We start from the raw sequence: 24,928 nt of genomic DNA on the forward strand, positions 1-24,928 counted from the left end.
ATACATTTCCGTGACCTTTCCGGACCGGCTGCCCGCCGGGCGGCGACGGACCCCGGATTCCTACGCACGGTGCGCGGCCCGTCTCCGTACGCGTACGGATTTCGGTCCTCGTTCGGAATGCGGCCCCGGGTTGTCGGTGCGGCGGCCTAGACTCGACCAGCGATGAGCAGCCTCTTTGACGACAGTTTCCTGACCGGCCTCCAGCAAGCGGACGAAGGCCCCCCGCCGCCCCCCGAGGGCCACGCGCCCGAGGCGGTGCCGGAGGGGCTGTTCGAGGACGTCTTCGACACGCCCCCGCCGCCGCGTGACGCGTACTACCGCGACGGCGCCCCGCGCCCGGTCGTCGACTCCGCCGCGCTGCTCGACGGGCTGAACACCGAGCAGCGCGCCGCCGTCGTGCACGCGGGCTCTCCGCTGCTCATCGTCGCCGGGGCGGGCTCGGGCAAGACCCGCGTGCTGACCCACCGGATCGCCCACCTGCTGGCCGAGCGCGGGGTGCACCCGGGGCAGATCCTGGCGATCACCTTCACCAACAAGGCCGCCGGTGAGATGAAGGAGCGCGTCGAGCAGCTCGTCGGGCCGCGCGCCAACGCCATGTGGGTCATGACCTTCCACAGCGCGTGCGTGCGGATCCTGCGCCGCGAGTCCAAGCTCCTCGGCTTCACCTCGTCGTTCTCGATCTACGACGCCGCCGACTCCAAGCGGCTGATGGCGCTGGTCTGCCGTGATCTGGACCTCGACCCGAAGCGCTACCCGCCGAAGTCGTTCACGGCGAAGGTCTCGAACCTGAAGAACGAGCTGATCGACGAGGAGACCTTCGCCGGTCAGGCGAGCGACGGTTTCGAGAAGACGCTGGCGCAGGCCTACGCGCTCTACCAGGCACGGCTCCGCGAGGCCAACGCCCTGGACTTCGACGACATCATCATGACGACGGTCCACCTGCTCCAGGCGTTCCCCGACGTCGCCGAGCACTACCGCCGCCGCTTCCGGCACGTCATGGTCGACGAGTACCAGGACACCAACCACGCGCAGTACACCCTCGTACGCGAGCTGGTGGGCCCGGCGGGAGAGGCCGACGCCCCCGGCGAGCTGTGCGTCGTCGGTGACGCGGACCAGTCGATCTACGCCTTCCGCGGCGCGACCATCCGCAACATCCTCCAGTTCGAGGAGGACTACCCGGACGCGAAGACGATCATGCTGGAGCAGAACTACCGCTCCACGCAGACGATCCTGTCCGCGGCCAACGCCGTCATCGAGCGCAACGAGAGCCGCCGTCCCAAGAACCTCTGGACGAACGCCGGCGCCGGCACCCGGATCACCGGCTACGTCGCCGACACCGAGCACGACGAGGCGCAGTTCGTCGCCGACGAGATCGACCGGCTGACGGACGCCGGGGACGCGAAGGCGGGCGATGTCGCCGTCTTCTACCGCACGAACGCCCAGTCCCGCGTCTTCGAAGAGATCTTCATCCGCGTCGGGCTGCCCTACAAGGTCGTCGGCGGAGTGCGCTTCTACGAGCGCAAGGAGGTCAGGGACGTCCTGGCCTACCTCCGGGTCCTCTCCAACCCCGAGGACACCGTCCCGCTGCGCCGCATCCTCAACGTGCCGAAGCGGGGCATCGGCGACCGGGCCGAGGCGATGATCGACGCCCTGTCGCTGCGCGAGAAGATCTCCTTCCCGCAGGCGCTGCGCCGCGTCGACGAGGCGTACGGCATGGCGGCCCGTTCGTCGAACGCCGTGAAGCGGTTCAACACGCTGATGGAGGAGCTCCGCACGATCGTGGAGTCCGGCGCCGGCCCGGCGGTCGTGCTGGAGGCCGTCATGGAGCGGACCGGTTATCTCGCCGAACTCCAGGCGTCCACCGACCCGCAGGACGAGACCCGCGTCGAGAACCTTCAGGAGCTCGCGGCCGTCGCCCTCGAGTTCGAGCAGGAGCGTGCTGAGGAGGAGGGCACGGGCACGCTCGCCGAGTTCCTGGAGAAGGTCGCGCTCGTCGCCGACGCCGACCAGATTCCCGACGAGGACGAGGACGGTTCCGGTGTCGTCACCCTGATGACGCTGCACACCGCCAAGGGCCTCGAATTCCCGGTGGTGTTCCTGACCGGCATGGAGGACGGCGTCTTCCCGCACATGCGCGCGCTGGGTCAGGTGAAGGAGCTGGAGGAGGAGCGTCGGCTCGCCTACGTGGGCATCACCCGTGCCCGCGAGCGGCTGTACCTGACCCGGGCCTCCATGCGCAGCGCCTGGGGACAGCCCTCGTACAACCCGCCGTCGCGGTTCCTGGAGGAGATCCCGGACCAGCACCTGGAGTGGAAGCGCAAGGGCCCGATGGCGGCTCCGGCGGGACCGACGTCGGGGATCACCTCGTCGCTGTCCTCGTCGCGCGCCAGGTCGGGGCCCTCGGGCTTCGCGACCCGGCGGACGGCGGACAAGCCGGTGGTCACCCTGGTGGCGGGGGACCGGGTCACGCACGACCAGTTCGGCCTGGGAACGGTGACGGCCGTCGAGGGCTTCGGCGACCAGGCGAAGGCCACGGTCGACTTCGGCGACGAACGCCCGAAGAAGCTGCTGCTGCGGTACGCGCCGGTCGAGAAGCTGTAGGGCCTGTCGCCCGGGTCCGGATGGGGCCCGGGCTTTCTCGTCGACCGGGCGCGGGTACGGGTACGCCTGCGGATCGTTCGAAGCTCGGATCGTCCAGGGCTGCGGATCGTTCAAGGCCCCGGATCGTTCAGGGCGCGACTCGAGGGCCCGGGTTCGCGCCCGGGCCCTCGATCGATCTCAGGGCTCAGTTCGGGTTGAGGCCGTGGCTGCGGAGCCACGCCAGCGGGTCGATCGACGCGCCGCCGCCGGGCCGTACCTCGAAGTGCAGGTGCGGGCCGGTGGAGTTGCCCGAGTCCCCCGAGTACGCGATGACGTCACCGGCCTTGACCGTGCCGGAACGGATCTTCGCGGCGCTGAGGTGGCAGTACCAGGTCTCGGTGCCGTCGGCCGCGGTGACGATCACCATGTTCCCGTAGGCGCTGTTCAGCTGCGTGCGGACGGTGCCGTCGGTCGCCGCCATCACCGGGGTGCCGAGACCCACGGGGAAGTCGATGCCGGTGTGGGCGGACATCCAGTTCACGCCCGCCTGGCCGTAGTAGGCGCTGAGACCGTGCTGGTTGACCGGCAGGGCGAACTTGGGGCGTGCCGCCTCGCGGCGTGCGGCCTCCTCCTCGCGCTTCTTCTTCTCGACGGCCTGACGTTCCTTCAGGTCGATGCGCTCCTGGGTGCGGCTGGCACGGTCGGCGAAGTTCTCGGCATCGGCGCTGAGGGCGGCGAGCTGGGTGTCCAGCTCGTTGTTCGCCACGGCCGGCTTGACCGTGTCCGCGGCCGCCATGGACGTGGTGTCGTCCTTCTTCTGCTCGGCGGCGCCGACGCCGCTCACGGAAGCCGCCGCGATGCCCGCGACGCTCATCACGCAGGCGGAGGGAACGGCGACGGTGAGGAGCGCGGAGCGCTTCGCCGGAGTGCGACGCCGGCCGCGGCTGCCGCCGCGCTGGGCGGAACGGCCCACGGGGTGGGCCCCGGAGGGGGTGTGGGGCGCGGTCACGTCGATGACGTGCGCGATCTCGGTGACCGCGTCGTGCACGTCGGCCGGGCCGTGCCCGAGGTCCGGGTTGTACGGGGCGTACGGATCGGCCGCGTCGTACGCGGCGGCTTCCGCCTGCGCGTCGGACTCCGCCTCCGCGACGGTGGTCCCGGCGTCGGCCCCGTCCATGTGTTCCTGGGCTACGAACTCGGCCGTCTCGTACGACTCGTAGGGAGCGGCCTGGTGTTCGTATGCGGGATACGACATGTGTTCGGGTGCGTACGCCGTGGTCTCGGGCGTGGCGCCGGTGTTCCAGGCGGTGGCGTCATAGGCGCCCGTGTCGGCCGTCTCGTAGCCGGAGGTCTCGAAGACCGGGGCCGTGTACGTGCCCGTGGCGTAGGACGTGCTGCTGAAGGTGGTGGTGGGGAAGGCGCCGGTGTCGCCCGTGGCCCACTGGTCGGCCTGGCCCGTGTGGCCCCAGCCGGTGGTGTCCCACTGGCCCGTCGCGCCCGGGGCTCCGGTTCCGGTGTGTGCCGCCTGCGCGGGGATCCCCGCCTCGGGCATCCAGGTGGCGGTGGTGTCGTGCGTCTGCTGGGCTTGCTGGGGCTGCGCGCCGTAGCCGTCGTACGAGGTCTGCTGGTGCGCTCCGGTGTCCCACTGGTTGCCGTACTGCGCGGTGTCGTACTGGCCGGTGTCGTACTGGCCCTGGGGCTCGGCCGCGTGAGCGGTGTCGTAGCCGCCGTAGGAACCGTCGTACGCGGCGGTGTAACCGCTGCCGTACGCCGTCTCGTGACTGCCGTCCTGATGGTCCGGCAGGGACCCGAAGAGCGGGTCGGTGTCGAAACCTCCGGTGGACCGGCTGTCGAATCCGGCGTACCCGGCGTGGGGGTGCTGGTCGTTCACCAACTTCTCTCTCGCCTCGGCAGCAGAACCTGTTCTGGGTCCGGTGGGGAATCCCAGGGTGAGCAGTGGCCGCGACTGTACCCGGCAGTACGTGACGACGACAATCTTCGACGGGTCCCGGCACCGTAGGAAACGGGCAATCGGCCGCCTTTCGGCGGACTGTGGAAGCAGGCTTGGCCCTATGTTCGAAATTAGTTCTATTTCTTCGGGTCGGCTCAGGCCACGGAAGTGGCCCCTGGAGTACTGAGGTCGACCGAATCGTCCGATTCGAGTGCCTGCCGGATCGCGGCGGCGACCGCGGGGTGCACGGGGAGCGCGAGATGGCCGATACCGGTGACGCGCACGTTGACCGCGTCCAGGTCGGGGTGGTCGACGCACGCCGCCTCGACCGGGACCATCATCCGGTCCAACTCGCTCCAGAAGCTGATGAACCGGGTCCGGCAGCCGGGGGCCGGGTGGCGCAGCTCCTCGATCAGGTCCGAGCCGCCGCGCATCTGGCGGACGATGGGGTGCGCGCCCGCGACGGGGGCGACGGCCGTGCCGCAGTGCGGCGTGCCGAGGGTGACGAGCGTGCGCACCCGCCGGTCGCCGCCGAGCCGCTGCACGTAGTACCGCGCGATCAGGCCGCCGAGGCTGTGCCCGACGATGTCGACCTCGCGGTGCCCGGTGCGGGCGCAGATCTCCTCGACATGCCGGCCGAGCAGTTCCGCCGCCGTGCGGATGTCGCAGGTCAGCGGCGAGTAGTTGAGCGACTCCAGGTGATGCCAGCCGTGCCGGGACAGGGAACGGCGGAGCAGGACGAAGACGGAACGGTTGTCGATGAAACCGTGCAGGAGGACCACGGGAGGGCGGTCGTCGGCGGGCGGAGGGCCGAGCGGTGAGGCGCTGCCCCTCGTCTCATCGGTGACGGCGGGCCCGGTTGCCGCCGCCCTGTCGGTGTCGGTGGGAGTGACCTGCGGCTCGGGGGCGGTGCCCCGGCCGGGCGGAGCGGTGCGGGCCCTGCGCTCGGGCGTGATGCCCGAGGGGTAGATGAGCACATGCCCCGCGAGGATCGCCAGCTCCAGGGCGGTGGCTCTCACCAGCGCGGATGGCAGGCGGCAGGGGCGCGGCCACGGGCCGCGCAGCAGTAGGGGTAGGAAGGACAGGGCCTTCATGGCCGGACCTCCTGCACTGGCATGCGGGGGAGGCGGCTCCCTGCCCCGTACGCCCTCACGGGGTGCCGCGGTGGAGGTGACGACGGCCCTGCCGGCCGGGGGCCGTACCACCGTGCCGTGCGGCTGGCGGCACGGTGGTACGACGACCTCGCTGCGGCTCCCCTTGCGGCGGTCCCTGCACGGCCGGTGGGCCGCCTGACGCAGGGAGCGCCGCTCGGCGAACATGTCCCATGTGTGATTTCCCCCTCCCGGTCCACCGCGAAACGACGCGGTACGGGATGCTGTGGATAACGTTCGTTCACATCCCCGGCCCTTCCGGCACGGGAGACGCATGTGGAGGCAGTGATGGGTGTGACCGGTCCGATCCGTGTGGTGGTGGCCAAGCCGGGCCTCGACGGCCACGACCGCGGGGCGAAGGTGATCGCGCGGGCGCTGCGGGACGCGGGGATGGAGGTCATCTACACGGGCCTCCACCAGACCCCGGAACAGATCGTGGACACGGCGATCCAGGAGGACGCCGACGCGATCGGTCTCTCGATCCTCTCCGGTGCGCACAACACGCTCTTCGCCAAGGTCATCGCGCTCCTGAAGGAACGCGAGGCGGAGGACATCAAGGTGTTCGGCGGTGGCATCATCCCCGAGGCGGACATCGCTCCGCTGAAGGAGCAGGGCGTGGCGGAGATCTTCACCCCCGGCGCGACGACCGCGTCGATCGTCGACTGGGTGAACGCCCACGTACGCCAGTCCGCGGAGGCCTGACCGCTCGGCTCGCGGGACATGCGGACGGGCTTGTAGGGCATCCGGGCGGGCTGGCGGGGCATCCGGACCGCTACACCTGCCGGTGCCGCGCCTTCCCGGCTCCCGGGGTGGTGGTTTCTTCCGGGGCGGTCGGTCTGGGTCCTGGATCGCGCCGGTCAGGACCGGCGTCGGTCAGGGCTTGCGCCTGCTCGGCGGGGCCTGGACCCGACGGGGCCCGTTGATGCCTGCCCGCCGCCTGGGCCCGCGCGGTCGGTGCAGGAGCCTGCCCGGTGCTTGCGTGGGCCGCGCGGGGTCCTGCCCGGAGCGAGCCGCCGGTGCTCGACGCGGCCTGGGGTCGTCCTTCCTGGGCCCGCGCCTGCCGAGGCCTGCCGGGGGCGAGCCGTGCCCGCTCAGGGCCTTAGCCTCCCCCGCGAGCCCGAGCGAGCCTGAGCCCCGCGCCGGCCCCCGCGAGCCCGAGCCGGTCCGCGGAATCCGAGCCGGTCAGCGGAGCCCGAGCCGGTCCGGCGCGGCCCGCCGACCGTGGCACGCGGCCGGCCCTGCTCTTCCGGCCCGGTCAGCCGGCGCCCGACCGCGCCGGGGCGTCCCGGTCCGGGGTGCTCGCGCACCCGGCGTCCGGTGTCAGTTCCGCGTCCATGGCCGCGCGCAGGCGCAGCGTGGAGACCAGGCGCTGGAACGCCTCCGACCAGTAGCCACCCGCTCCAGGTGACGCGCCCTCCGGCTCGTCGGGGGTGGTGGTCAGCACCTCCAGCCGGTCCGCCTCCGCAGGGTCGAGGCAGCGCTCGGCCAGGCCCATCACCCCGCTGAAACTCCACGGGTAACTCCCCGCGTCCCGGGCGATGTCCAGCGCGTCGACCACCGACCGGCCGAGCGGCTCGGACCAGGGGACGGTGCAGACGCCGAGCAGCTGGAACGCCTCGGACAGACCGTGTGCCGCTATGAAGTCGGCCACCCAGAGCGCCCGTTCGGCGGCGGGCAGGGTGGCGAGGAGCTGGGAACGCTCCGCCAGGGACGCCGTCCCGGGGCCGTTCGCCGGAGGCGTCGACGGGGTACCGAGCAGCGCCCGCGCCCACTCGGGATCCCGCTGCCGCACCGCCGCCCGGCACCACGCGGCATGCAGCTCGGGCGCCCACCCGTCGGCGACGGGCAGCGCGACGATCTCCCGAGCGGTACGGCCGCCGAACCTCTCCCGCCAGACGGTCAGCGGGGAAGCCTCCACCAACTGTCCAAGCCACCACGAGCGTTCACCCCGGCCGGACGGTGGGACCGGCACCACCCCGTCACGCTGCATCGCGGCGTCGCACTCGTGCGGGGCCTCCACGGCGACGGACACGGCGCCGCCCGTACGATCGGGGTTCACACAGGACGTGGCCCGGTCCGCCATCCGCCGTGCGAGCGCCGAATCCGTCAGCGCGGACAGCAGTTCCGCGGCCGTGGCACGGACATTGCGGCTGCGGTCCGACAACGCATCCTCCAGGAACGCCTCGTCGTCGCCGCACAGGCCCGTCCGCAGCGAGTCGAGGAACATCAGCCGGTCCTCGGCGCGTTCCGTGGACCAGGTGGCCGCGAGCAGGGCCCGTGCCGCGGCGGGATCCTCCGCCCGTACGGCCCCCAGGAGCGCGACCCGTTCCGCGAACAGCCCCTCCTCCCACATCCGGCGCACCGCATCCGGATCCCCGGTGCCGGGCCGGTGCGCACCGCCGGGTGAGGCCCGCAGCGCGAACCGCCACTCCGGATTCAGCCCAGCCAGCCAGAGCCCGCGCGGGCCCGCGAACGCCAGCGCGTGCGGTCGCAGGTCCGTGCGCGCCCTGGCCGCGTCCAGCAGGGCGGGCAGCAGCTCGGCCGGAGCGCGGAATCCGCGTGCTCCGGCGGTGGCCAGCCACTGGGGGATGAGCTCGGTGAGATCGGGGGCCGTACCCCTCCGCCCGCCGCCCGAGGGGGCGGACCGGTCGGCGAGCAGCTGCGCCAGCCGGTGCCGGGCGGCTGCGGGAAGCGGCGGCCGGGGGTCGGCGGGCGCGGGCTCGGGCGCGGGTGCCCCGGCGGCCGGGAGCAGCGCGGCGCGGCGCCGCACGGTATGGAGCGCCGCCGCGTCCAGCAGGGCTGCCGCGCCGTCCGCGGGTCCCGCAGCAGCCGTGCGCCGCAACGGACGCCGGTCGGTGCCGAGCAGGGCGGAGGTGACAAGCTCCTCCCACGGGGTGTTCACCGGCACGGTGGTCGTCGAGTTGGTGGTGGTCATCGGTCCCCTCCGGTTGTCCAGGAGTCGCGGATCGAGAGATACGGTCGCGTCAGAGGAGCGCCACGGTCGCGCCCGCCCCCATGTCGTCGACGGACTCGGGGCACCAGGCCGCGAGCGGGTCGAAGCCCCGGTGCCCGGACTCTCCGAACACCGTCACGGGGCCACCCCCGGACAGTGCCACGAGCTTCCACAGGCCGGGCCGGGACACCGCCGGGGAGGAGAGCGGCAGGGCGGAGCCGTCCGACGCGTCCACCAGCTGCCAGCCGTCCCCGGACGGCACCGGTATGACCTCGCGCAGGGTGGCCGGCCACGCGTCCAGCCACGGGTCGTCCAGCAGGGCACGCCCGTACGCGGCGGCGGCGTCGGCCGTCGTGCCGCCCGGCGGCGGTGCGGTAGCGGCGACGGGCGTGCCGAACCGCTCACCCAGCTCGGCCCGCAGCCGCCCGCCGCCCGGATAAAACGTCACCTCGGCGTCGATCGTCACCCCCACCGGCAGCGCCGGCCCGGGGGAGCGCCCGGCCGCCCCGAACGACAGCAGCAGCGCCGTGCGCCCCGACTCCCTCCCGTACAGCCAGACGCGACGGGTGACGATCTTGCCGTCCGGTATGTCGTACTGCGCGAGGACCAGCCACCGGTCACGGACCGGCGGGCCCTCGGCGGGCACCGTCAGCCCGACCCGCGTCCGCACCGTCGCCGCCAGCGGACCGGGCAGCCGGTCGAGCCCCAGCCACGCCGAGTCGAGGAGATGCAGCAGCGCGCACTCCTCCAGCAGCCGCACCGGCCAGCCCGGGCCCGACGCCGGGATCGAGCCCAGCTCCCGCACCCGCCCGGCGAGCCCTGGAGCCTGTGCGTCGACCATGCGGGCCGCGGTCTCCTCCCACTGGCCGTACTCCGGACGGTCGGCCGCCGCCAGTCCGCCGCGCACCAGGTCGGCGAGCCGCTGCTCCAGCTCCTGCGCACCTCCCGTGATGCGCTCGGCCCGGCGTTCCGCACGCCTCCTGGCCGCCTCGGGGCCGGCCGGACCCGAGGCATGGCCCCCAACCGCCGGGACCGCCGCCCGTCCGCGGCGGCCCTCCAGCCACTCCTCGGCCCAGTCCGGGGCCGCTCCTCCCCGCCCCAGCGCGGGATCGCCGGAAGCCCAGAGCAGCAGCAGCCCCAGCGCGTGCTTGCACGGGAACTTCCGGCTCGGGCAACTGCACGTGTAGGCGGGCCCGTCCGTGTCGACCGCCGTGCGGTACGGCGTGCCGCCGCTCCCGTCGCACAGTCCCCACAGCGTCCCCCCGCCGGTGCGGCCCGTGGCGGACCACGGGCGCGCGGAGCCGAGCCTGCTCCCCGCCTCGCGTGATGCCTCGTCAGGAGCCAGTGCCAGCACCTGCTCCACCGTCCAGCGCGACCCCGGACCGGCGGTGCGCGCGGATTCTCCCCCGTGAGATAGCAGCATGGGAACGACGGTAGGCCGCCCCACTGACAATCGGCACCGACCTGCGACTTCCCCCGCTCCGCGACACCTCGACCGTGGCGGGTCCGTGCGCTTTCCTGCGAAGTGAGAACGGTCGGCAGACCATTTCGGGGGATCTGATGAATCGCCTCACCCGTATCCCTCGCCTCACCCACCCCAACGGCCGTGGACGCGACACCCGGTCCGCCGCGTGCGCCGTTCTCGTAGGCGGCCTGGCGCCCGGGCTCACCGCCTGTTCCGCGACGGACGGGGAGTCGGTCGAGGAATCGATCGACCGGGCCGTCGACGAGGCCGTGGACGAGACCTACGAGGTGACCTACGAAGTCACCGGCACGAAGGTCGACGAGATCCGGTTCCACGACGGCGGGGGTGACGCCATGGAGCCGACGACGGAGACGGTCCGATCGCCCACGCTCCCGTGGCGGAAGACCGTCACCCCGCGCGGCATCATGCCGCCCGCGGTCATGCCGTTCGCACCGGAGTCGGACGACGTCACCTGCACGATCACGTACAAGGGCGAGGTCATCACGGAGTCGGAGGGCGAGGCGCTCCTGACGAGCGGCGGCTGCGTCGCCGTCTCATCCGCCGTCGGCTGACCTCCCGGACGCGCCACCTCCGGGCTCCACCTCCGGACCCCTCCTGACCCCGCCTCCGAACTCGGCTTCCCACCAGGCCTTTTCCCTGTTCGGGGGCGCGGTCGGGACCGATTGTCAGTGGCATGGTGCACGGTGGATCCACATCGGGTCGAACGATCTGGAGGGGGATCCATGACCACGTCCGTATCCGTGCACACCGCAGCCGCAGACAGCGGCGGCGAGGTCCTGAGGCCGCACGCCGAGAACGCCTTCGCCGACGAGCTCAAGGCGCTCGCGGCCGCCGACGACCGCCCCAGGCCCGTCCGTTGGAAGCTCTCGCCGTGGGCCGTCGCCACCTACCTCCTCGGCGGAGCGCTCCCGGACGGCACGGTGATCACACCTAAGTACGTGGGCCCGCGCCGCCTCGTCGAAGTCGCCGTGACCACGCTCGCCACCGACCGGGCCCTGCTCCTCCTCGGCGTGCCCGGCACCGCCAAGACCTGGGTGTCCGAGCACCTCGCCGCAGCCGTCAGCGGAGACTCGACCCTGCTCGTCCAGGGCACCGCGGGAACCCCCGAGGAAGCCGTCCGCTACGGGTGGAACTACGCGCGGCTGCTGGCCCACGGCCCCAGCCGCGAGGCGCTCGTGCCGAGCCCGGTCATGCGTGCCATGTCCGAGGGCATGACCGCCCGGGTCGAGGAACTCACCCGCATCCCCGCCGATGTGCAGGACGCGCTCATCACGATCCTGTCGGAGAAGACGCTTCCCGTCCCCGAGCTGGGCCAGGAGGTCCAGGCCGTGCGCGGCTTCAACCTCATCGCCACGGCGAACGACCGCGATCGCGGGGTCAACGAGCTCTCCAGCGCCCTGCGCCGCCGCTTCAACACCGTCGTGCTGCCGCTGCCCGAGACCCCCGAGGCGGAGGTGGACATCGTGTCCCGGCGCGTCGACCAGATCGGACGCTCCCTCGACCTGCCCGCGGCCCCCGACGGCATGGCCGAGATCCGGCGCGTCGTCACGGTCTTCCGGGAGCTGCGCGACGGCATCACCACGGACGGCCGCACCAAGCTCAAGTCGCCGTCCGGGACGCTGTCCACGGCCGAGGCCATCTCCGTCGTCACCAGCGGTCTCGCGCTCGCCGCCCACTTCGGCGACGGCGTGCTGCGGTCGGGCGACGTCGCGGCCGGCATCCTCGGCGCGGTCGTCCGCGACCCGGCGGCCGACCGGGTGGTGTGGCAGGAGTATCTGGAGACCGTGGTCCGCGAGCGGGACGGCTGGAAGGACTTCTACCGCGCCTGCCGCGAGGTCTCCGCATGACGGTCCGTCCGACGGTCCCGGCCGCGTCCGGGGGGCCGCTGCTGCTCGGGGTGCGCCACCACGGCCCGGGATCCGCCCGCGCGGTCCTGGCCGCCCTGGATTCCGTACGGCCGCGTGCCGTGCTCGTCGAAGGACCGCCCGAGGGCGACGCCCTCCTGCCGCTCGCCGCCGACGAGCAGATGCGGCCTCCCGTCGCGCTGCTCGCCCACGCGGTGGACGACCCGGGGCGCGCCGCCTTCTGGCCGCTGGCCGAGTTCTCGCCCGAGTGGGTGGCGATCCGCTGGGCGCTGGCGCACGAGGTCCCGGTGCGCTTCGTGGACCTGCCCGCCGCGCACTCCCTGGCCATGACGGAGCAGTCGGCGGGCCGGCCGGAGGACACGGCCGTCGACCCGATCGGTGTCCTCGCGGCGACCGCGGGCTACGACGACCCCGAGCGCTGGTGGGAGGACGTCGTCGAGCACCGGGCCCCGGACGGCGCACCGGCCGACCCACGGGCACCGTTCGCCGCCCTGGCCGAGGCGATGACGGCGCTGCGCGAGGCGTACGGGGACGGCGGGCACCCACGGGACGCCGTACGGGAAGCCCATATGCGCATCCAGCTGCGCACCGCCCGCAAGGAGTTCGGCGACGACATCGCCGTCGTCTGCGGCGCCTGGCACGTCCCCGCGCTCGCCGCCCGGACGACACTCGCCGCCGACCGGGCCCTCCTCAGAGGGATCCCCAGGGTGAAGGCGGAACTGACCTGGGTGCCCTGGACGCACCGCCGGCTCGCCCGGCACAGCGGATACGGCGCCGGGATCGACTCGCCCGGCTGGTACGGGCACCTCTTCGCCGCGACCGACCGGCCCGTCGAACGCTGGATGACGAAGGTCGCGGGAATGCTGCGCGAGGAGGACCGGCCCGTCTCCTCCGCCCATGTCATCGAGGCCGTCCGGCTCGCCACGACGCTGGCCGCCGTGCGGGACCGTCCATTCCCCGGCCTTGCCGAGGCCACCGACGCCGTCCGGGCCGTCATGTGCGAGGGGTCCGACGTGCCGCTGGCCCTCGTCCACGCCCGGCTCGTCGTCGGCGAGACCCTCGGCGAGGTGCCCGACACCGCACCCGCCGTCCCCCTCCGGCGTGACCTGACCCGGCAGCAGCGCACCCTGAGGCTCAAGCCCGAGGCACAGGAGCGGGAGCTGGGGCTCGACCTCCGTAAGGACACCGACGCGGCCCGCAGCAGACTGCTGCACCGGCTGCGGCTCCTGGGCGTCGGCTGGGGCGAGCCCGCGGCCGGCCGGGGCAGCACCGGGACGTTCCGCGAGAGCTGGCGGCTGCGCTGGGAGCCGGAGCTGTCCGTCCGGATCGCGGAAGCAGGCGTCTGGGGCACCACGGTGCTCTCCGCCGCGACCGCCAGGGCGGAGTCGGACGCCGTCGCGGCGACCGCGCTCGCCGACGTCACCGCGCTCGCCGAGCACTGTCTCCTGGCCGGACTGACCGAGGCGCTGCCCGTCGTCATGAAGGCCCTCGCCGACCGGGCCGCCCTCGACACGGACGTCGGCCATCTCGCCGACGCGCTGCCCGCCCTGGCCCGCTCCCTGCGGTACGGGGACGTGCGGGGCACCGGCACGGCTGCCCTGGGCGAGGTCGCCGTCGGCCTCGCCGAGCGGATCTGCGTCGGCCTGCCACCCGCCTGCACCGGCCTCGACGCGGACGGAGCCGCGGAGCTGCGGCACCGGCTGGACGCGGTGCACACCGCGATCGGGCTGCTGGCCGGTGCCGTCCCCGCGGAGAGACTCCGGGAGCGCTGGGGTGACGTCCTGCGCAAGCTGTCCGCCAGGGACACCGTCGCGGGAGTGATCCGAGGCCGTGCCACCCGACTCCTCCTGGACGACGGGCGGCTCGCCGAGGAGGAGGCGGCACGGCTGATGGGCCTCGCGCTCTCACCCGGCACACCACCGGCCGACGCCGCCGCCTGGATCGAGGGCTTCGTCGGCGGCGCGGCGGGCGGCGGCATGCTGCTCGTCCACGACGATCGGCTCCTCGGCCTCGTCGACGCCTGGCTCACCGGCGTACCGGCCGACCTGTTCACCGATGTGCTGCCCCTCCTCCGCCGCACGTTCTCGGCCTACGAACCAGGCGTACGGCGCACCCTCGGCGAGCTCGTCCGCCGCGGCCCGGCCCCGGAGGCGGCGCACGGCATGGACACGGCCGGTGCGCCCGGGTTCGGAGCCGGCCTCGACGAGGAGCGCGCGGACGCGGTGACCCCGATGCTCCGACTGCTGCTCGGGCTCGACCACGAGGCGACGGACGGCACCCCGATGACGACGGGAGCGGAAACCCGATGACGAAGGGCCGGGCGGACACGAAGGACACCACGGATACGAGGACGGCCACGGACACCACGGACCGGGCGGACACGACGGGACAGGAGAAGGCGACGATGACAGCGGCCCCTGCCGGACCGCCGGCCGACGACGAGCGGCTGCGGCGCTGGCGCATGGTGCTCGGCGCGGACGGCGCCGAGAGCACCGGGCACACGCTCACCGGCCGTGACGTCCCCATGGACGGCGCCCTGACCGCGCTGTACGGCGGAGGGAAGAAGCCGGGCGGCCGGGGCGGCAGCGACCGTACCGCCGGGCTCGGAGCGTCCGCCCCGTCCGTCGCCCGCTGGCTCGGCGACATCCGTACGTACTTCCCGAGCTCCGTCGTCCAGGTCATGCAGCGCGACGCGATCGACCGCCTCGGGCTGTCCGCCCTGCTGCTGGAGCCCGAGATGCTGGAGGCCGTGGAGCCCGACGTCCATCTCGTCGGCACGCTGCTCTCGCTCGGCAAGGCCATGCCCGAGACGACGAAGGAGACCGCGCGGGCCGTCGTGCGCAAGGTCGTCGAGGACCTGGAGAAGCGCCTGGCCACCCGCACCAGGGCGACACTCACCGGAGCCCTGGACCGTTCGGCCCGCATCAGCAGGCCGCGCCACCGGGACATCGACTGGGACCGCACCATCCGCGCCAACCTCAAGAACTACCTGCCCGCCCACCGCACGGTCGTTCCCGAGCGCCTCGTCGGACACGGGCGCGCCGACCGGGGCGTACGGAAGGACGTCATCCTCTGCATCGACCAGTCGGGGTCCATGGCGGCGTCCGTCGTCCACGCCTCGGTCTTCGGCGCGGTGCTCGCGTCCATGCGCACCCTGGCGACCAGGCTGGTCGTCTTCGACACGGCCGTGGCCGACCTCACCGACCAGCTGGACGACCCGGTCGACGTGCTGTTCGGAACCCGGCTCGGCGGCGGTACGGACATCAACCGCGCCCTCGCCTACTGCCAGTCGAAGATCACCCGTCCCGCCGACACCGTCGTCGTCCTCATCAGCGATCTCTACGAGGGCGGCATCCGGGACGAGATGCTCAAGCGGGTCGCCGCGATGAAGGCCTCCGGTATCCAGTTCGTGGCCCTGCTCGCCCTCTCGGACGAGGGCGCGCCCGCCTACGACCGGGAACACGCGGCCGCGCTGGGGGCGCTCGGCGCGCCCGCCTTCGCGTGCACCCCGGACCTCTTCCCGGAGATCATGGCCGCCGCGATCGAGAAGAGGCCCCTGCCGATACCGGACAGGGGCTGAGGCGACGCGGGCGGCACGTCACCGTTCCGGAGTACCCGGACCTCGCGGCCCCGGACCCCGCCCTCCCCGCCCCCGGACCCGCCGTACGAGCCCGGCACGCACGCCGTTTTGTCCCTTGCACCCCGGCCACCAGCGCGGTCTGTGACCGTTATCACCGCGCAGGTGTGATCCGCAATTTAGGGTCCGGCCGAGCACGGGGATAACCTGCCGGATGGACATGCCGCGTACCCGGACACCGTGTGCGCCTCCCTAGTGACTGCGCAGTCACGTTGCCCTCGCGGCACGCCCACGCAGAAAACGAACCGCGAGACCACTAAATAGGGACGGACGCGCGTGGACCTGTTCGAGTACCAGGCGAGGGACCTCTTCGCCAAGCACGGTGTACCGGTGCTGGCCGGTGAAGTCATCGACACGCCTGAGGCAGCCCGCGAGGCGACCGAGCGGCTGGGCGGCAAGTCAGTCGTCAAGGCGCAGGTGAAGGTCGGTGGACGGGGCAAGGCCGGTGGCGTGAAGCTGGCGGCCGACCCCGACGAGGCGGTCGCGCGTGCGACCGACATCCTCGGGATGGACATCAAGGGCCACACGGTCCACAAGGTGATGATCGCCGAGCTGTCCCCGGAGATCGAGGCGGAGTACTACGTCTCGTACCTCCTCGACCGCACCAACCGCACCTTCCTGGCCATGGCCTCGGTGCAGGGCGGCATGGACATCGAGGAGGTCGCGGAGAAGACCCCCGAGGCCCTCGCGAAGGTCCCGGTCAACGCCGTGGACGGCGTCGACATCGTCAAGGCCCGCGAGATCGTCGCCCAGGCGAAGTTCCCGGCCGACGTGGCCGAGGGTGTCGCCGAGGCCATGGTCACCCTGTGGGACACCTTCGTCGCCGAGGACGCCCTCCTCGTCGAGGTCAACCCGCTGGTGAAGACCAAGGACGGCCGGATCCTGGCCCTGGACGGCAAGGTTTCTCTCGACGAGAACGCCGACTTCCGTCAGCCCGGCCACGAGGCCCTCGAGGACAAGGCCGCGGCCAACCCGCTCGAGGCCGCCGCCAAGGCCAAGAACCTCAACTACGTCAAGCTCGAGGGTGAGGTCGGCATCATCGGTAACGGTGCCGGTCTGGTCATGTCGACCCTGGACGTCGTCGCGTACGCCGGTGAGAACCACGGCAACGTGAAGCCCGCCAACTTCCTCGACATCGGTGGCGGCGCCTCCGCGGAGGTCATGGCGAACGGCCTGGAGATCATCCTCGGCGACCCGGACGTCAAGTCCGTCTTCGTCAACGTCTTCGGTGGCATCACCGCGTGCGACGAGGTCGCCAACGGCATCGTCCAGGCCCTGGAACTGCTCAAGTCCAAGGGCGAAGCAGTCACCAAGCCGCTGGTCGTGCGCCTCGACGGCAACAACGCGGAGCTGGGCCGCAAGATCCTCTCCGACGCCAACCACCCGCTGGTCCAGCGCGTGGACACCATGGACGGCGCGGCCGACAAGGCCGCCGAGCTCGCCGCGGCTGCGCTGTGACGTTGCGCGTCTCCGACACGACAAGGGACTAAGGGACTCCAACACCATGGCTATCTTCCTCACCAAGGACAGCAAGGTCATCGTCCAGGGGATGACCGGCGCCACGGGCATGAAGCACACCAAGCTCATGCTGGCCGACGGCACCAACATCGTCGGCGGCGTGAACCCGCGCAAGGCGGGCACGTCCGTCGACTTCGACGGCACCGAGGTACCCGTGTTCGGCTCCGTCGCCGAGGCGATCGAGAAGACCGGCGCCGACGTGTCCGTCCTCTTCGTGCCGCCGGCCTTCGCGAAGGCCGCCGTCGTCGAGGCGATCGACGCCGAGATCCCGCTGGCCGTCGTCATCACCGAGGGCATCGCCGTCCACGACTCGGCAGCCTTCTGGGCGTACGCCGGTTCGAAGGGCAACAAGACCCGGATCATCGGCCCGAACTGCCCCGGCCTGATCACCCCCGGCCAGTCCAACGCCGGTATCATCCCGGGCGACATCACGAAGCCCGGCCGCATCGGTCTCGTGTCCAAGTCCGGCACGCTGACCTACCAGATGATGTACGAGCTCCGTGACATCGGCTTCTCGTCCGCCGTCGGCATCGGTGGCGACCCGGTCATCGGTACGACGCACATCGACGCCCTCGCGGCGTTCGAGGCCGACCCCGAGACCGACCTCATCGTGATGATCGGCGAGATCGGCGGCGACGCCGAGGAGCGTGCGGCCGACTACATCGCGAAGAACGTCACGAAGCCGGTCGTCGGTTACGTCGCGGGCTTCACCGCCCCCGAGGGCAAGACCATGGGCCACGCGGGCGCCATCGTCTCAGGCTCCTCCGGCACCGCCGCCGCCAAGAAGGAGGCCCTCGAGGCCGCCGGCGTGAAGGTCGGCAAGACGCCGACCGAGACCGCCAAGCTGGCGCGCGAGATCCTCGGCGGCTGACCGTGCGCCGTGGCGGCCCGTCCGCCGCGGCACCGCGTCACCCGTAGCGACGGCGCGGGCCCGCACCCCTCATCGAAGGGGTGCGGGCCCGCGCCGTTCGCGTGGCCGGTCAGGGGATGCGCGGTACCAGGCGTTCCGGACCGTGCGCGAACTCGCCGCGCAGCGCCTTCTGCAGCTTCAGGTCCTGCGTCGTGAGCTTCTGCGGGCCGCCCCGAGGGGGCACGCCGCCCACCCGTTCGGCGGGTGCGAGCGGCTGTTCGTACTGGGTGGGGGCCGTCTTCAGGGTGAAGGCCGTCGTGCCGATCAGCATCACGCAGAAGCAGATCGCCGCCCGGGTCCAGAGCTCCGCCTTTCGCTCGCTGCCCCGGCGGACCGCCCCTGCCGGAGGCGGTGCGGGCACCTGTTCGGTACCGGCGAGGGCGAGGGAGCCCAGCCGTTCGTGGATCAGCGCTGACTGCTCGCCGGGCGACGCGGGTCCCGCCAACTCGGGGATCCGCTCGGCGAGCGCGGCCCGGGCGTTCATCAGCCTGCTCGCCGCGGCGGGAGTGCTCGCCTCGGTCTCCGCCGCCGTCTCCGGCAGGTCCAGCCCCACACCGTCGTAGAGCAGCAGGGTCCGGCGGTACGAGGGTGGCAGGTCCAGCAGTGCGTCGAGGAGCGCGCCGCGCCCCGGATCGTCGGGACGCGGATCGGCACGGCGGTGCGTGCGGCGCAGCCGGTGCCAGGGCGACATCGCGTACTCGTACGCCGCCGCCCGCACCCAGCCCGCCGGGTCACGGTCCCTTGCGACCTCGGGCCAGCGGTGCCAGGCGAGCTGGAAGGCGTGGTCGACGGCTTCCCGGGACAGTTGCGGACGCCCGGTCAGCAGATAGGTCTGGCCGACGAGACCGGGCGCGGTGCGCGCGTACAGGGCGTCGAACGCCTCCTCGGCCGTCGGACCGCCGGGGGCCGGAGCGGCGGGTGCCGCCGGGGCGGTCCCGCCAGGCCCGGCAGGTGAGGACGCGGAACCGGAACCGGCCGGTACGGGGACGGGCCCGACCGGTACGGAAACGGGCTCGACCGGTACGGAGGTGGTACCGGCGGGGACGGGCTCGGCCGGTACGGAGGTGGTACCGGCGGGGACGGGCTCGGCCGGTACGGGGGTGGTGGTCCCGGCGCCTGGGGTGGCGCCGGTGCCGGGCTCGGTCGGGGACATCGTGGTGCTCCCGGTGGCTTCGACGGAGGGGGTTGCCGCGTCCGGCACCGCCGTGCGGGACGTGGCGGAGCCGATCAGCCTGGCGTACGCCGTGCGGCGGCGCCCCCGCGGGCTGGTGCGCCCTGTTTCCCAGGCGCGGACGGTGGCGGGGGTCACGCCCACGGCCGCCGCGACCTGTTCCTCACTCAGTGCCCGGGCCTCGCGCAGCCTGCGGCGCTCCTTGGGAGAGGGCAGCGGGGCGGCGGAGGGCGGACCGGTGGCGCTCCGTGTCATGTGCGGCCCCCGGCGGCACTGCACTGGGTGAAAAAGTACATAAGCGTATATTGAGCGACACAGCGGCCATTCGCCCGTTACACGAAATAAGCGCGTGTCGTTGGGAGCATGGCCCGGTGACCCAAGTGACCGAGCGCAGCCCGATGTTGCCGGCCGAGCGGAGCAGGTCCGCCGTGCTGGCCTCCGCCTTCGTACGCGGGACGATCGCGGCGGGGCTCGGGCTCGGCTCGCTCGCCGTGCTGGTCATGCTGCTGTGGATCAGCTCCCCGTACCCCGACAGCGGCCCGGGCGGCGCCCTGCACGTCGCGGCCGGGCTCTGGCTCCTCGCGCACGGCGCCGAGCTCGTGAGATCCGACACCCTCGGCGGGCACCCGGCCCCCGTGGCCACCGTCCCACTGCTGCTCGTCGTCCTGCCGGTGTGGCTGGTGCACCGAGCCGCCCGGGATTCCGCGGAGACCGACGAGGACCTCGTGGGCAGGCACTCGGCGGTCGGGGCGTGCTGCGCGGTGAGCGCCGGATACCTGCTGGTGGTGATGGCCACGGCGGCGTACGCGCAGGGCGGCGGGCTGCCTGCCGAGCGCACCACGCTCGCCTTTCCGCTCGCCGCCGTGGTGACCGGCGCGGCGGCGGCCGGGGTGTGGACGGCGCGCGGGCGCCCGCCGGGCCCGCTGCTGGCCTGGGCACCACTCGCGCTGCAGGAGGCCGCCGCCCGCGCCCGGTTCAGGGCCGGGGCGCAGACGGCCCTGCGGTCGGCGGTGGCCGGGGTGACGGTGCTGCTCGGCGGCGGGGCGCTCCTCGTCGCCGTGGCACTCGTCTGGCACGCCGGGCCGGCCCGGGAGTCGTTCCTGGCGCTGTCGGGCCACTGGGCGGGCCGGATCTCCGTACTGCTGCTGGCACTGGCGCTCGTGCCGAACGCGGCGATGTGGGGCGCCGCCTACGGGCTCGGGCCCGGCTTCTCCCTCGGTACGGCCTCCACGGTCACCCCGCTGGCCTTCGCCGGACAGCCGGCACTGCCGGACTTCCCGCTGCTCCACGCGGTCCCGTCCCAGGGCCCGGGGACGGTGGCCAACTGGGCGGCCGTGGCGGTGCCGGTCGTCGCCGGGCTGACCGTGGCCCGCTTCGCCGCCCGTGGGGCCGCTCCCGTCCGTGGGGAGCGGGACGAGGCCTGGGGCGTCGGGGGTACGGCGCTGGTGGCGGCACTCGCGGCGGTCGGCTGCGGCGTGGGCGCGGCGGTGCTCGCGGCCGCGTCGGGCGGCCCGCTGGGGACGGGGGCGCTGGCGAAGTTCGGACCGGTGTGGTGGCTGGTGGGTCCTGCCGCGCTCGCCTGGACGGCCGTGATCGGTGTCCCCGTGGCGCTGTTGCTCAGGGCGTGGCGGCTGCGGGAGACCCGATGGGGCTGGCGGCGGGACCTCACGGGGAATCAGCCAGCGGGGGATGCGGGGGAGAAGGCGGAGAGCGGGACGGAGAGCGGGACGGAGAGCAGGGCGGAGAGGAAGGAGCGGAGGAGGACGGAGAAGGCGCAGAAGGCCCAGAAGCGGGCCCGGGAGAAGGACCGGGCGGCTCCGGAGAAGCAGGCGCCGGGTGTGGACGCCGAACCGTACGAATTCCTGTCGGCCGACTCCTGGCACGAGGAGGGCGCGAGGAAGGCCCGCTGGGCCACGCTCCGGAAGGCATCCGGCGGACTGATGGCGGACTTCGCGGCGGACGGTGACGACGGAACGGATCAGGGCCCCGGAAGCGAACCGACGGGTGGAGGCCCACCGGCGGACGGAAGCCCTCCGGGCCCCGGAACGTGGTCCGGCCGGGTTCCGGATGCCCAGGGGCACCGCAACCCGGCCGGGAAGAACGAGGCCTGACGGCCGCTCCGGAACTACTTCTTCACGCCGAAGAAGGGCTCCAGCGGGTCGGGCAGCAGGTCGTTGCAGGTCAGGGCGCCGGACTTGGTGAGCGCGTCGTTCACGCACGTGTAGTAGTCGCGGTAGACCAGCTGGACCGTGAAGCTCGTGGCGACGATCGTCAGCGCGAGCAGAGCGGTCACCAGCCCGCTCACGGCCGCCGTGGTCTGCTGCCGGCCGCTGATCTGCCCGGTGGCGGGAGCGGCCCCGGAAGCTCCGCCGGGGGCGGCTCCCGGAGCGGTCCCGGACGGCGCGGTGGCGGCGGGCGTACGGTCCGGGGCCCCGCCGGACCCTGTGGCGTCAGGCGTCCCGGCCTTCCGCGGTCCCGTACGCAGCGCGCTGATCGACCAGTACACGGCGAGGGCGCCGAGGAGCAGCGCGATCTCGGGGAAGTCGAAGAGGGCGAAGAAGAACGCCCACATGCCGCCCAGCACCGCGTAGCGCGCGCGCCGCTGAGCGGGGTCGGTGGGATCCCAGCGCACCCCGCCGGGACTGCCGTCGGGGCCGCCCTTGCCGCCCTGCCCCCCGGTACCCCCGGGACGGCTGCCGAAGCCGCCGTTCTGCCGGCCCGGCTGCTTGTCGCTCCACCGGCTGCCCCAGGCGGGCCGGTCGTCGGGCGGGCCGCCCTGACCGCCGTCGCCCTGGTTCCCCGCCCCCGGGGACGGGTGGCGGGGCTGCCAGGGCTGGTCGGGCCGGTCCTCGGGCGGCGCGGCGAACGGATTGTCGTCCGAGGGCGCGGAGGAGTCCGGTGTGGCCGGAGAGGAGTCGGGTGCCGAGGAGGAGTCCGGTGACGGGGTGGAACCCGAAGGGGAGGAGTCCGGCGACGAGGGCCGGCGTTCCCGCATCAGCGCGGAAGTCCGCTCGGGCAGCGGGTGGCCAAAGGCGGTGCGGAGGCGGTCCGGCATGTGGTGAACGTCTTCCCCATCTCGTCATGTCCGCCCTGAGGACGGTTGCCTGTCACCTGACGCTACCTCCCGGCCGCGCCCCCGTCCCGTGGGGGCCGCCGGGTGTGCCGGTATCGTTGCTGACGGTCGGCCCGTTCGTAGAGTTCCCCGTATCCGGGGGCGAGCGTCTTTCGTACGACCATACAAACGCATCTTCGGTACGACGCACCTGCCTTACCACGCGAGAAAGGGCCCTGCTGTGGCCTCGCCCCCCTCCGCCGCTCCGGCCCGTCTGGTCGTGCTGGTATCCGGCTCCGGCACGAATCTGCAAGCGCTGCTCGACGCGATCGGTGACGATCCCGAGAGCTACGGCGCCCAGGTCGTCGCGGTCGGCGCCGACCGCGACGGCACCGTCGGACTCCAGCGCGCCGAGCGTGCCGGGCTTCCCACCTTCGTGTGCAAGCTCGGCGCCCACGCGAGCCGCGCCGAGTGGGACGCCGCGCTCACCGCCGCCGTGGCGGAGCACCGCCCGGACCTCGTCGTGTCCGCGGGATTCATGAAGATCGTGGGCAAGGACTTCCTCGCGGGGTTCGGCGGCCGGATCGTCAACACCCACCCCGCCCTGCTGCCCAGCTTTCCCGGTGCCCACGGGGTGCGCGACGCGCTCGCGTACGGCGTGAAGGTCACCGGGTGCACCGTCCACTTCGTCGACGACGGCGTCGACACCGGTCCGATCATCGCGCAGGGCGTGGTCAAGGTGACCGAAGAGGACACGGCGGAGGGCGAAGCCGCTCTCCACGAACGCATCAAGAAAGTCGAGCGCAAGCTGCTCGTCGAGGCCGTAGGGCGGCTCGCCCGCGACGGCTATCGCATTGAGGGACGAAAGGTTCATCTCGGTCATGTCGGTGAATAAGCCCATCCGCCGCGCCCTGGTCAGTGTCTACGACAAGACGGGGCTCGAAGACCTCGCCCGCGGTCTGCACGAGGCGGGTGTCGAGCTGGTCTCCACCGGCTCCACCGCCGGGAGGATCGCCGCCGCCGGGGTGCCGGTCACCAAGGTCGAGGAGCTCACCGGCTTCCCCGAGTGCCTCGACGGCCGTGTCAAGACGCTTCACCCCCGGGTGCACGCCGGCATCCTCGCCGACCTGCGCCTGGACGCACACCGCGAGCAGCTCGCCGAGCTCGGCGTGGAGCCGTTCGACCTCGTGGTCGTCAACCTGTACCCGTTCAAGGAGACCGTCGCCTCCGGCGCCTCCGACGACGAGTGCGTGGAGCAGATCGACATCGGCGGCCCCTCGATGGTCCGCGCCGCCGCCAAGAACCACCCGTCCGTGGCCGTCGTGACGAGCCCGGAGCGTTACGCCGACGTCCTGGCCGCGGTCACGGTCGGCGGTTTCGACCTGACCGCCCGCAAGCGGCTCGCCGCCGAGGCCTTCCAGCACACCGCCGCGTACGACGTGGCCGTCGCCTCCTGGTTCGCGGACGGCTACGCCCCCGCCGACGACTCGGGCTTCCCCGACTTCTCCGGTGCGACCTTCGCGCGCAAGAACGTCCTGCGCTACGGCGAGAACCCGCACCAGCCCGCGGCCCTCTACACCTCCGGCGCGGGCGGCCTCGCCGAGGCCGAGCAGCTGCACGGCAAGGAGATGTCCTACAACAACTACACGGACACCGACGCCGCGCGCCGTGCCGCCTACGACCACGCCGAGCCCTGCGTCGCGATCATCAAGCACGCCAACCCGTGCGGCATCGCGATCGCGGACGACGTCGCGACGGCGCACCGCAACGCGCACGCCTGCGACCCGCTGTCGGCCTTCGGCGGAGTCATCGCCGTCAACCGTCCGGTGACCGTCGAGATGGCCGAGCAGGTCGCGGAGATCTTCACCGAGGTCATCGTCGCCCCGGCGTACGAGGACGGCGCGGTCGAGGTCCTCGCCCGCAAGAAGAACATCCGGGTGCTGCGCTGCCCCGACGCCCCGGCCTCCACGGTCGAGGTCAAGCCGATCGACGGCGGTGCGCTCCTCCAGGTCACCGACCGGCTCCAGGCCGACGGCGACGACCCGGCCAACTGGACCCTCGCCACCGGTGAGGCGCTCTCCGCGGAAGAGCTCAAGGAGCTCGCCTTCGCGTGGAAGGCCTGCCGCGCGGTCAAGTCCAACGCGATCCTGCTCGCCAAGGACGGCGCCTCCGTCGGCGTCGGCATGGGCCAGGTCAACCGGGTCGACTCCGCCAAGCTCGCCGTCGAGCGGGCCGGTGAGGAGCGGGCACGCGGGGCGTACGCCGCGTCGGACGCCTTCTTCCCGTTCCCCGACGGCCTGGAGATCCTCACCGCGGCCGGTATCAAGGCCGTGGCCCAGCCGGGCGGCTCGGTCCGCGACGAGCTCGTCGTCGAGGCCGCGAAGAAGGCGGGCGTGACCATGTACTTCACCGGTACGCGCCACTTCTTCCACTGAGCATCCGCAGTGGTCCGCCGCGGGCCGCACCCACTCCGGGTGCGGCCCGCGGCGCGTCTGCCCGTGGTACTCCGGCCCGTGGCGCGTCGGCCGCCCCCGCGCCCCACCGTACGGAAATCCGTCGCCCCTCTGTTCTAATGAATGGCCTTTGCCGGGCCGCGGCCTGCGGGACCGGTGCGGCCCGGCAGTGACCAGTGAGGGAATTGTGTTGCGGGGGCA

18 protein-coding genes are annotated in these 24,928 nt (G+C 72.9%); 12 read left to right on the forward strand and 6 right to left on the reverse strand.

Annotation, left to right across the window (positions count from 1 at the left end; translation table 11 throughout):
* Nucleotides 1-162: 162 nt before the first annotated feature.
* Entirely contained in the window at nt 163-2,601 is a 2,439-nt protein-coding gene (gene pcrA, locus ACFWVP_RS07155; protein ID WP_384494269.1) for a DNA helicase PcrA, read from the forward strand.
* Nucleotides 2,602-2,785: 184 nt separating this feature from the next.
* On the opposite strand, the gene ACFWVP_RS07160 is transcribed toward pcrA, so the two are convergent.
* Both ACFWVP_RS07160 and ACFWVP_RS07165 read right to left on the reverse strand, forming a co-directional pair.
* Complete coding sequence (locus tag ACFWVP_RS07160; RefSeq protein ID WP_384494271.1) at nt 2,786-4,471, reverse strand: peptidoglycan DD-metalloendopeptidase family protein; 1,686 nt, start codon at nt 4,469-4,471, stop codon at nt 2,786-2,788.
* A gap of 215 nt (nt 4,472-4,686) precedes the next feature.
* Nucleotides 4,687-5,625, reverse strand: coding sequence for an esterase/lipase family protein (locus ACFWVP_RS07165; RefSeq protein ID WP_384494273.1), 939 nt, complete (start codon nt 5,623-5,625; stop codon nt 4,687-4,689).
* Here ACFWVP_RS07165 and ACFWVP_RS07170 point away from each other — a divergent pair.
* Nucleotides 5,624-5,824: a hypothetical protein gene (locus ACFWVP_RS07170; protein WP_384494275.1), complete on the forward strand. Its 201-nt coding sequence runs from the start codon at nt 5,624-5,626 to the stop codon at nt 5,822-5,824. The genes ACFWVP_RS07165 and ACFWVP_RS07170 overlap by 2 nt on opposite strands.
* A gap of 146 nt (nt 5,825-5,970) precedes the next feature.
* On the forward strand, nt 5,971-6,384 hold the full coding sequence (locus ACFWVP_RS07175) for a cobalamin B12-binding domain-containing protein (protein ID WP_384494277.1): 414 nt from the start codon (nt 5,971-5,973) through the stop codon (nt 6,382-6,384).
* A gap of 553 nt (nt 6,385-6,937) precedes the next feature.
* On the opposite strand, the gene ACFWVP_RS07180 is transcribed toward ACFWVP_RS07175, so the two are convergent.
* Nucleotides 6,938-8,617 (reverse strand): DUF5691 domain-containing protein, encoded by a 1,680-nt coding sequence (locus ACFWVP_RS07180; protein ID WP_384494278.1) that lies wholly within the window; start codon nt 8,615-8,617, stop codon nt 6,938-6,940.
* A gap of 49 nt (nt 8,618-8,666) precedes the next feature.
* Complete coding sequence (locus ACFWVP_RS07185) at nt 8,667-10,058, reverse strand: SWIM zinc finger domain-containing protein (protein ID WP_384494280.1); 1,392 nt, start codon at nt 10,056-10,058, stop codon at nt 8,667-8,669.
* 137 nt (nt 10,059-10,195) lie between these two features.
* Here ACFWVP_RS07185 and ACFWVP_RS07190 point away from each other — a divergent pair, with 137 nt between their 5' ends.
* From ACFWVP_RS07190 to sucD, 6 genes are all read left to right on the forward strand, one after another.
* Complete coding sequence (locus tag ACFWVP_RS07190) at nt 10,196-10,672, forward strand: hypothetical protein (protein WP_384494281.1); 477 nt, start codon at nt 10,196-10,198, stop codon at nt 10,670-10,672.
* A 171-nt stretch (nt 10,673-10,843) separates the two neighbouring features.
* Nucleotides 10,844-11,968 (forward strand): AAA family ATPase, encoded by a 1,125-nt coding sequence (locus ACFWVP_RS07195; RefSeq protein ID WP_384494283.1) that lies wholly within the window; start codon nt 10,844-10,846, stop codon nt 11,966-11,968.
* Nucleotides 11,965-14,295 (forward strand): DUF5682 family protein, encoded by a 2,331-nt coding sequence (locus ACFWVP_RS07200; RefSeq protein ID WP_384494285.1) that lies wholly within the window; start codon nt 11,965-11,967, stop codon nt 14,293-14,295. Before ACFWVP_RS07195 ends, ACFWVP_RS07200 begins: the two co-directional genes overlap by 4 nt.
* Nucleotides 14,292-15,566, forward strand: coding sequence for a VWA domain-containing protein (locus ACFWVP_RS07205; RefSeq protein ID WP_384494286.1), 1,275 nt, complete (start codon nt 14,292-14,294; stop codon nt 15,564-15,566). The genes ACFWVP_RS07200 and ACFWVP_RS07205 overlap by 4 nt, the downstream gene beginning before the upstream one ends.
* Before the next feature lie 333 nt (nt 15,567-15,899).
* The gene (sucC, locus tag ACFWVP_RS07210; protein WP_384494287.1) at nt 15,900-17,081 is read left to right on the forward strand and encodes an ADP-forming succinate--CoA ligase subunit beta; all 1,182 of its coding nucleotides are present in this window, start codon (nt 15,900-15,902) and stop codon (nt 17,079-17,081) included.
* Between the two features lie 46 nt (nt 17,082-17,127).
* The gene (sucD, locus tag ACFWVP_RS07215) at nt 17,128-18,012 is read left to right on the forward strand and encodes a succinate--CoA ligase subunit alpha (protein WP_329208168.1); all 885 of its coding nucleotides are present in this window, start codon (nt 17,128-17,130) and stop codon (nt 18,010-18,012) included.
* Between the two features lie 109 nt (nt 18,013-18,121).
* On the opposite strand, the gene ACFWVP_RS07220 is transcribed toward sucD, so the two are convergent.
* Nucleotides 18,122-19,477, reverse strand: coding sequence for a sigma factor-like helix-turn-helix DNA-binding protein (locus tag ACFWVP_RS07220; RefSeq protein ID WP_384494289.1), 1,356 nt, complete (start codon nt 19,475-19,477; stop codon nt 18,122-18,124).
* Nucleotides 19,478-19,593: 116 nt separating this feature from the next.
* On the opposite strand from ACFWVP_RS07220, the gene ACFWVP_RS07225 reads away from it, so the two are divergent.
* Nucleotides 19,594-21,333: a DUF6350 family protein gene (locus tag ACFWVP_RS07225; RefSeq protein WP_384494290.1), complete on the forward strand. Its 1,740-nt coding sequence runs from the start codon at nt 19,594-19,596 to the stop codon at nt 21,331-21,333.
* Between the two features lie 14 nt (nt 21,334-21,347).
* On the opposite strand, the gene ACFWVP_RS07230 is transcribed toward ACFWVP_RS07225, so the two are convergent.
* Nucleotides 21,348-22,277, reverse strand: a complete 930-nt coding sequence (locus ACFWVP_RS07230) for a hypothetical protein (protein ID WP_384494292.1) — start codon at nt 22,275-22,277, stop codon at nt 21,348-21,350.
* 238 nt (nt 22,278-22,515) lie between these two features.
* Between ACFWVP_RS07230 and purN the strand changes: the two genes are divergently transcribed.
* Complete coding sequence (gene purN, locus ACFWVP_RS07235) at nt 22,516-23,169, forward strand: phosphoribosylglycinamide formyltransferase (RefSeq protein WP_384494294.1); 654 nt, start codon at nt 22,516-22,518, stop codon at nt 23,167-23,169.
* Entirely contained in the window at nt 23,156-24,709 is a 1,554-nt protein-coding gene (gene purH, locus ACFWVP_RS07240; RefSeq protein WP_384494296.1) for a bifunctional phosphoribosylaminoimidazolecarboxamide formyltransferase/IMP cyclohydrolase, read from the forward strand. Before purN ends, purH begins: the two co-directional genes overlap by 14 nt.
* The last annotated feature ends 219 nt before the right edge of the window (nt 24,710-24,928 follow it).

The sequence above is a fragment of the Streptomyces sp. NPDC058637 genome, assembly GCF_042717325.1.
Taxonomy (GTDB): domain Bacteria; phylum Actinomycetota; class Actinomycetes; order Streptomycetales; family Streptomycetaceae; genus Streptomyces.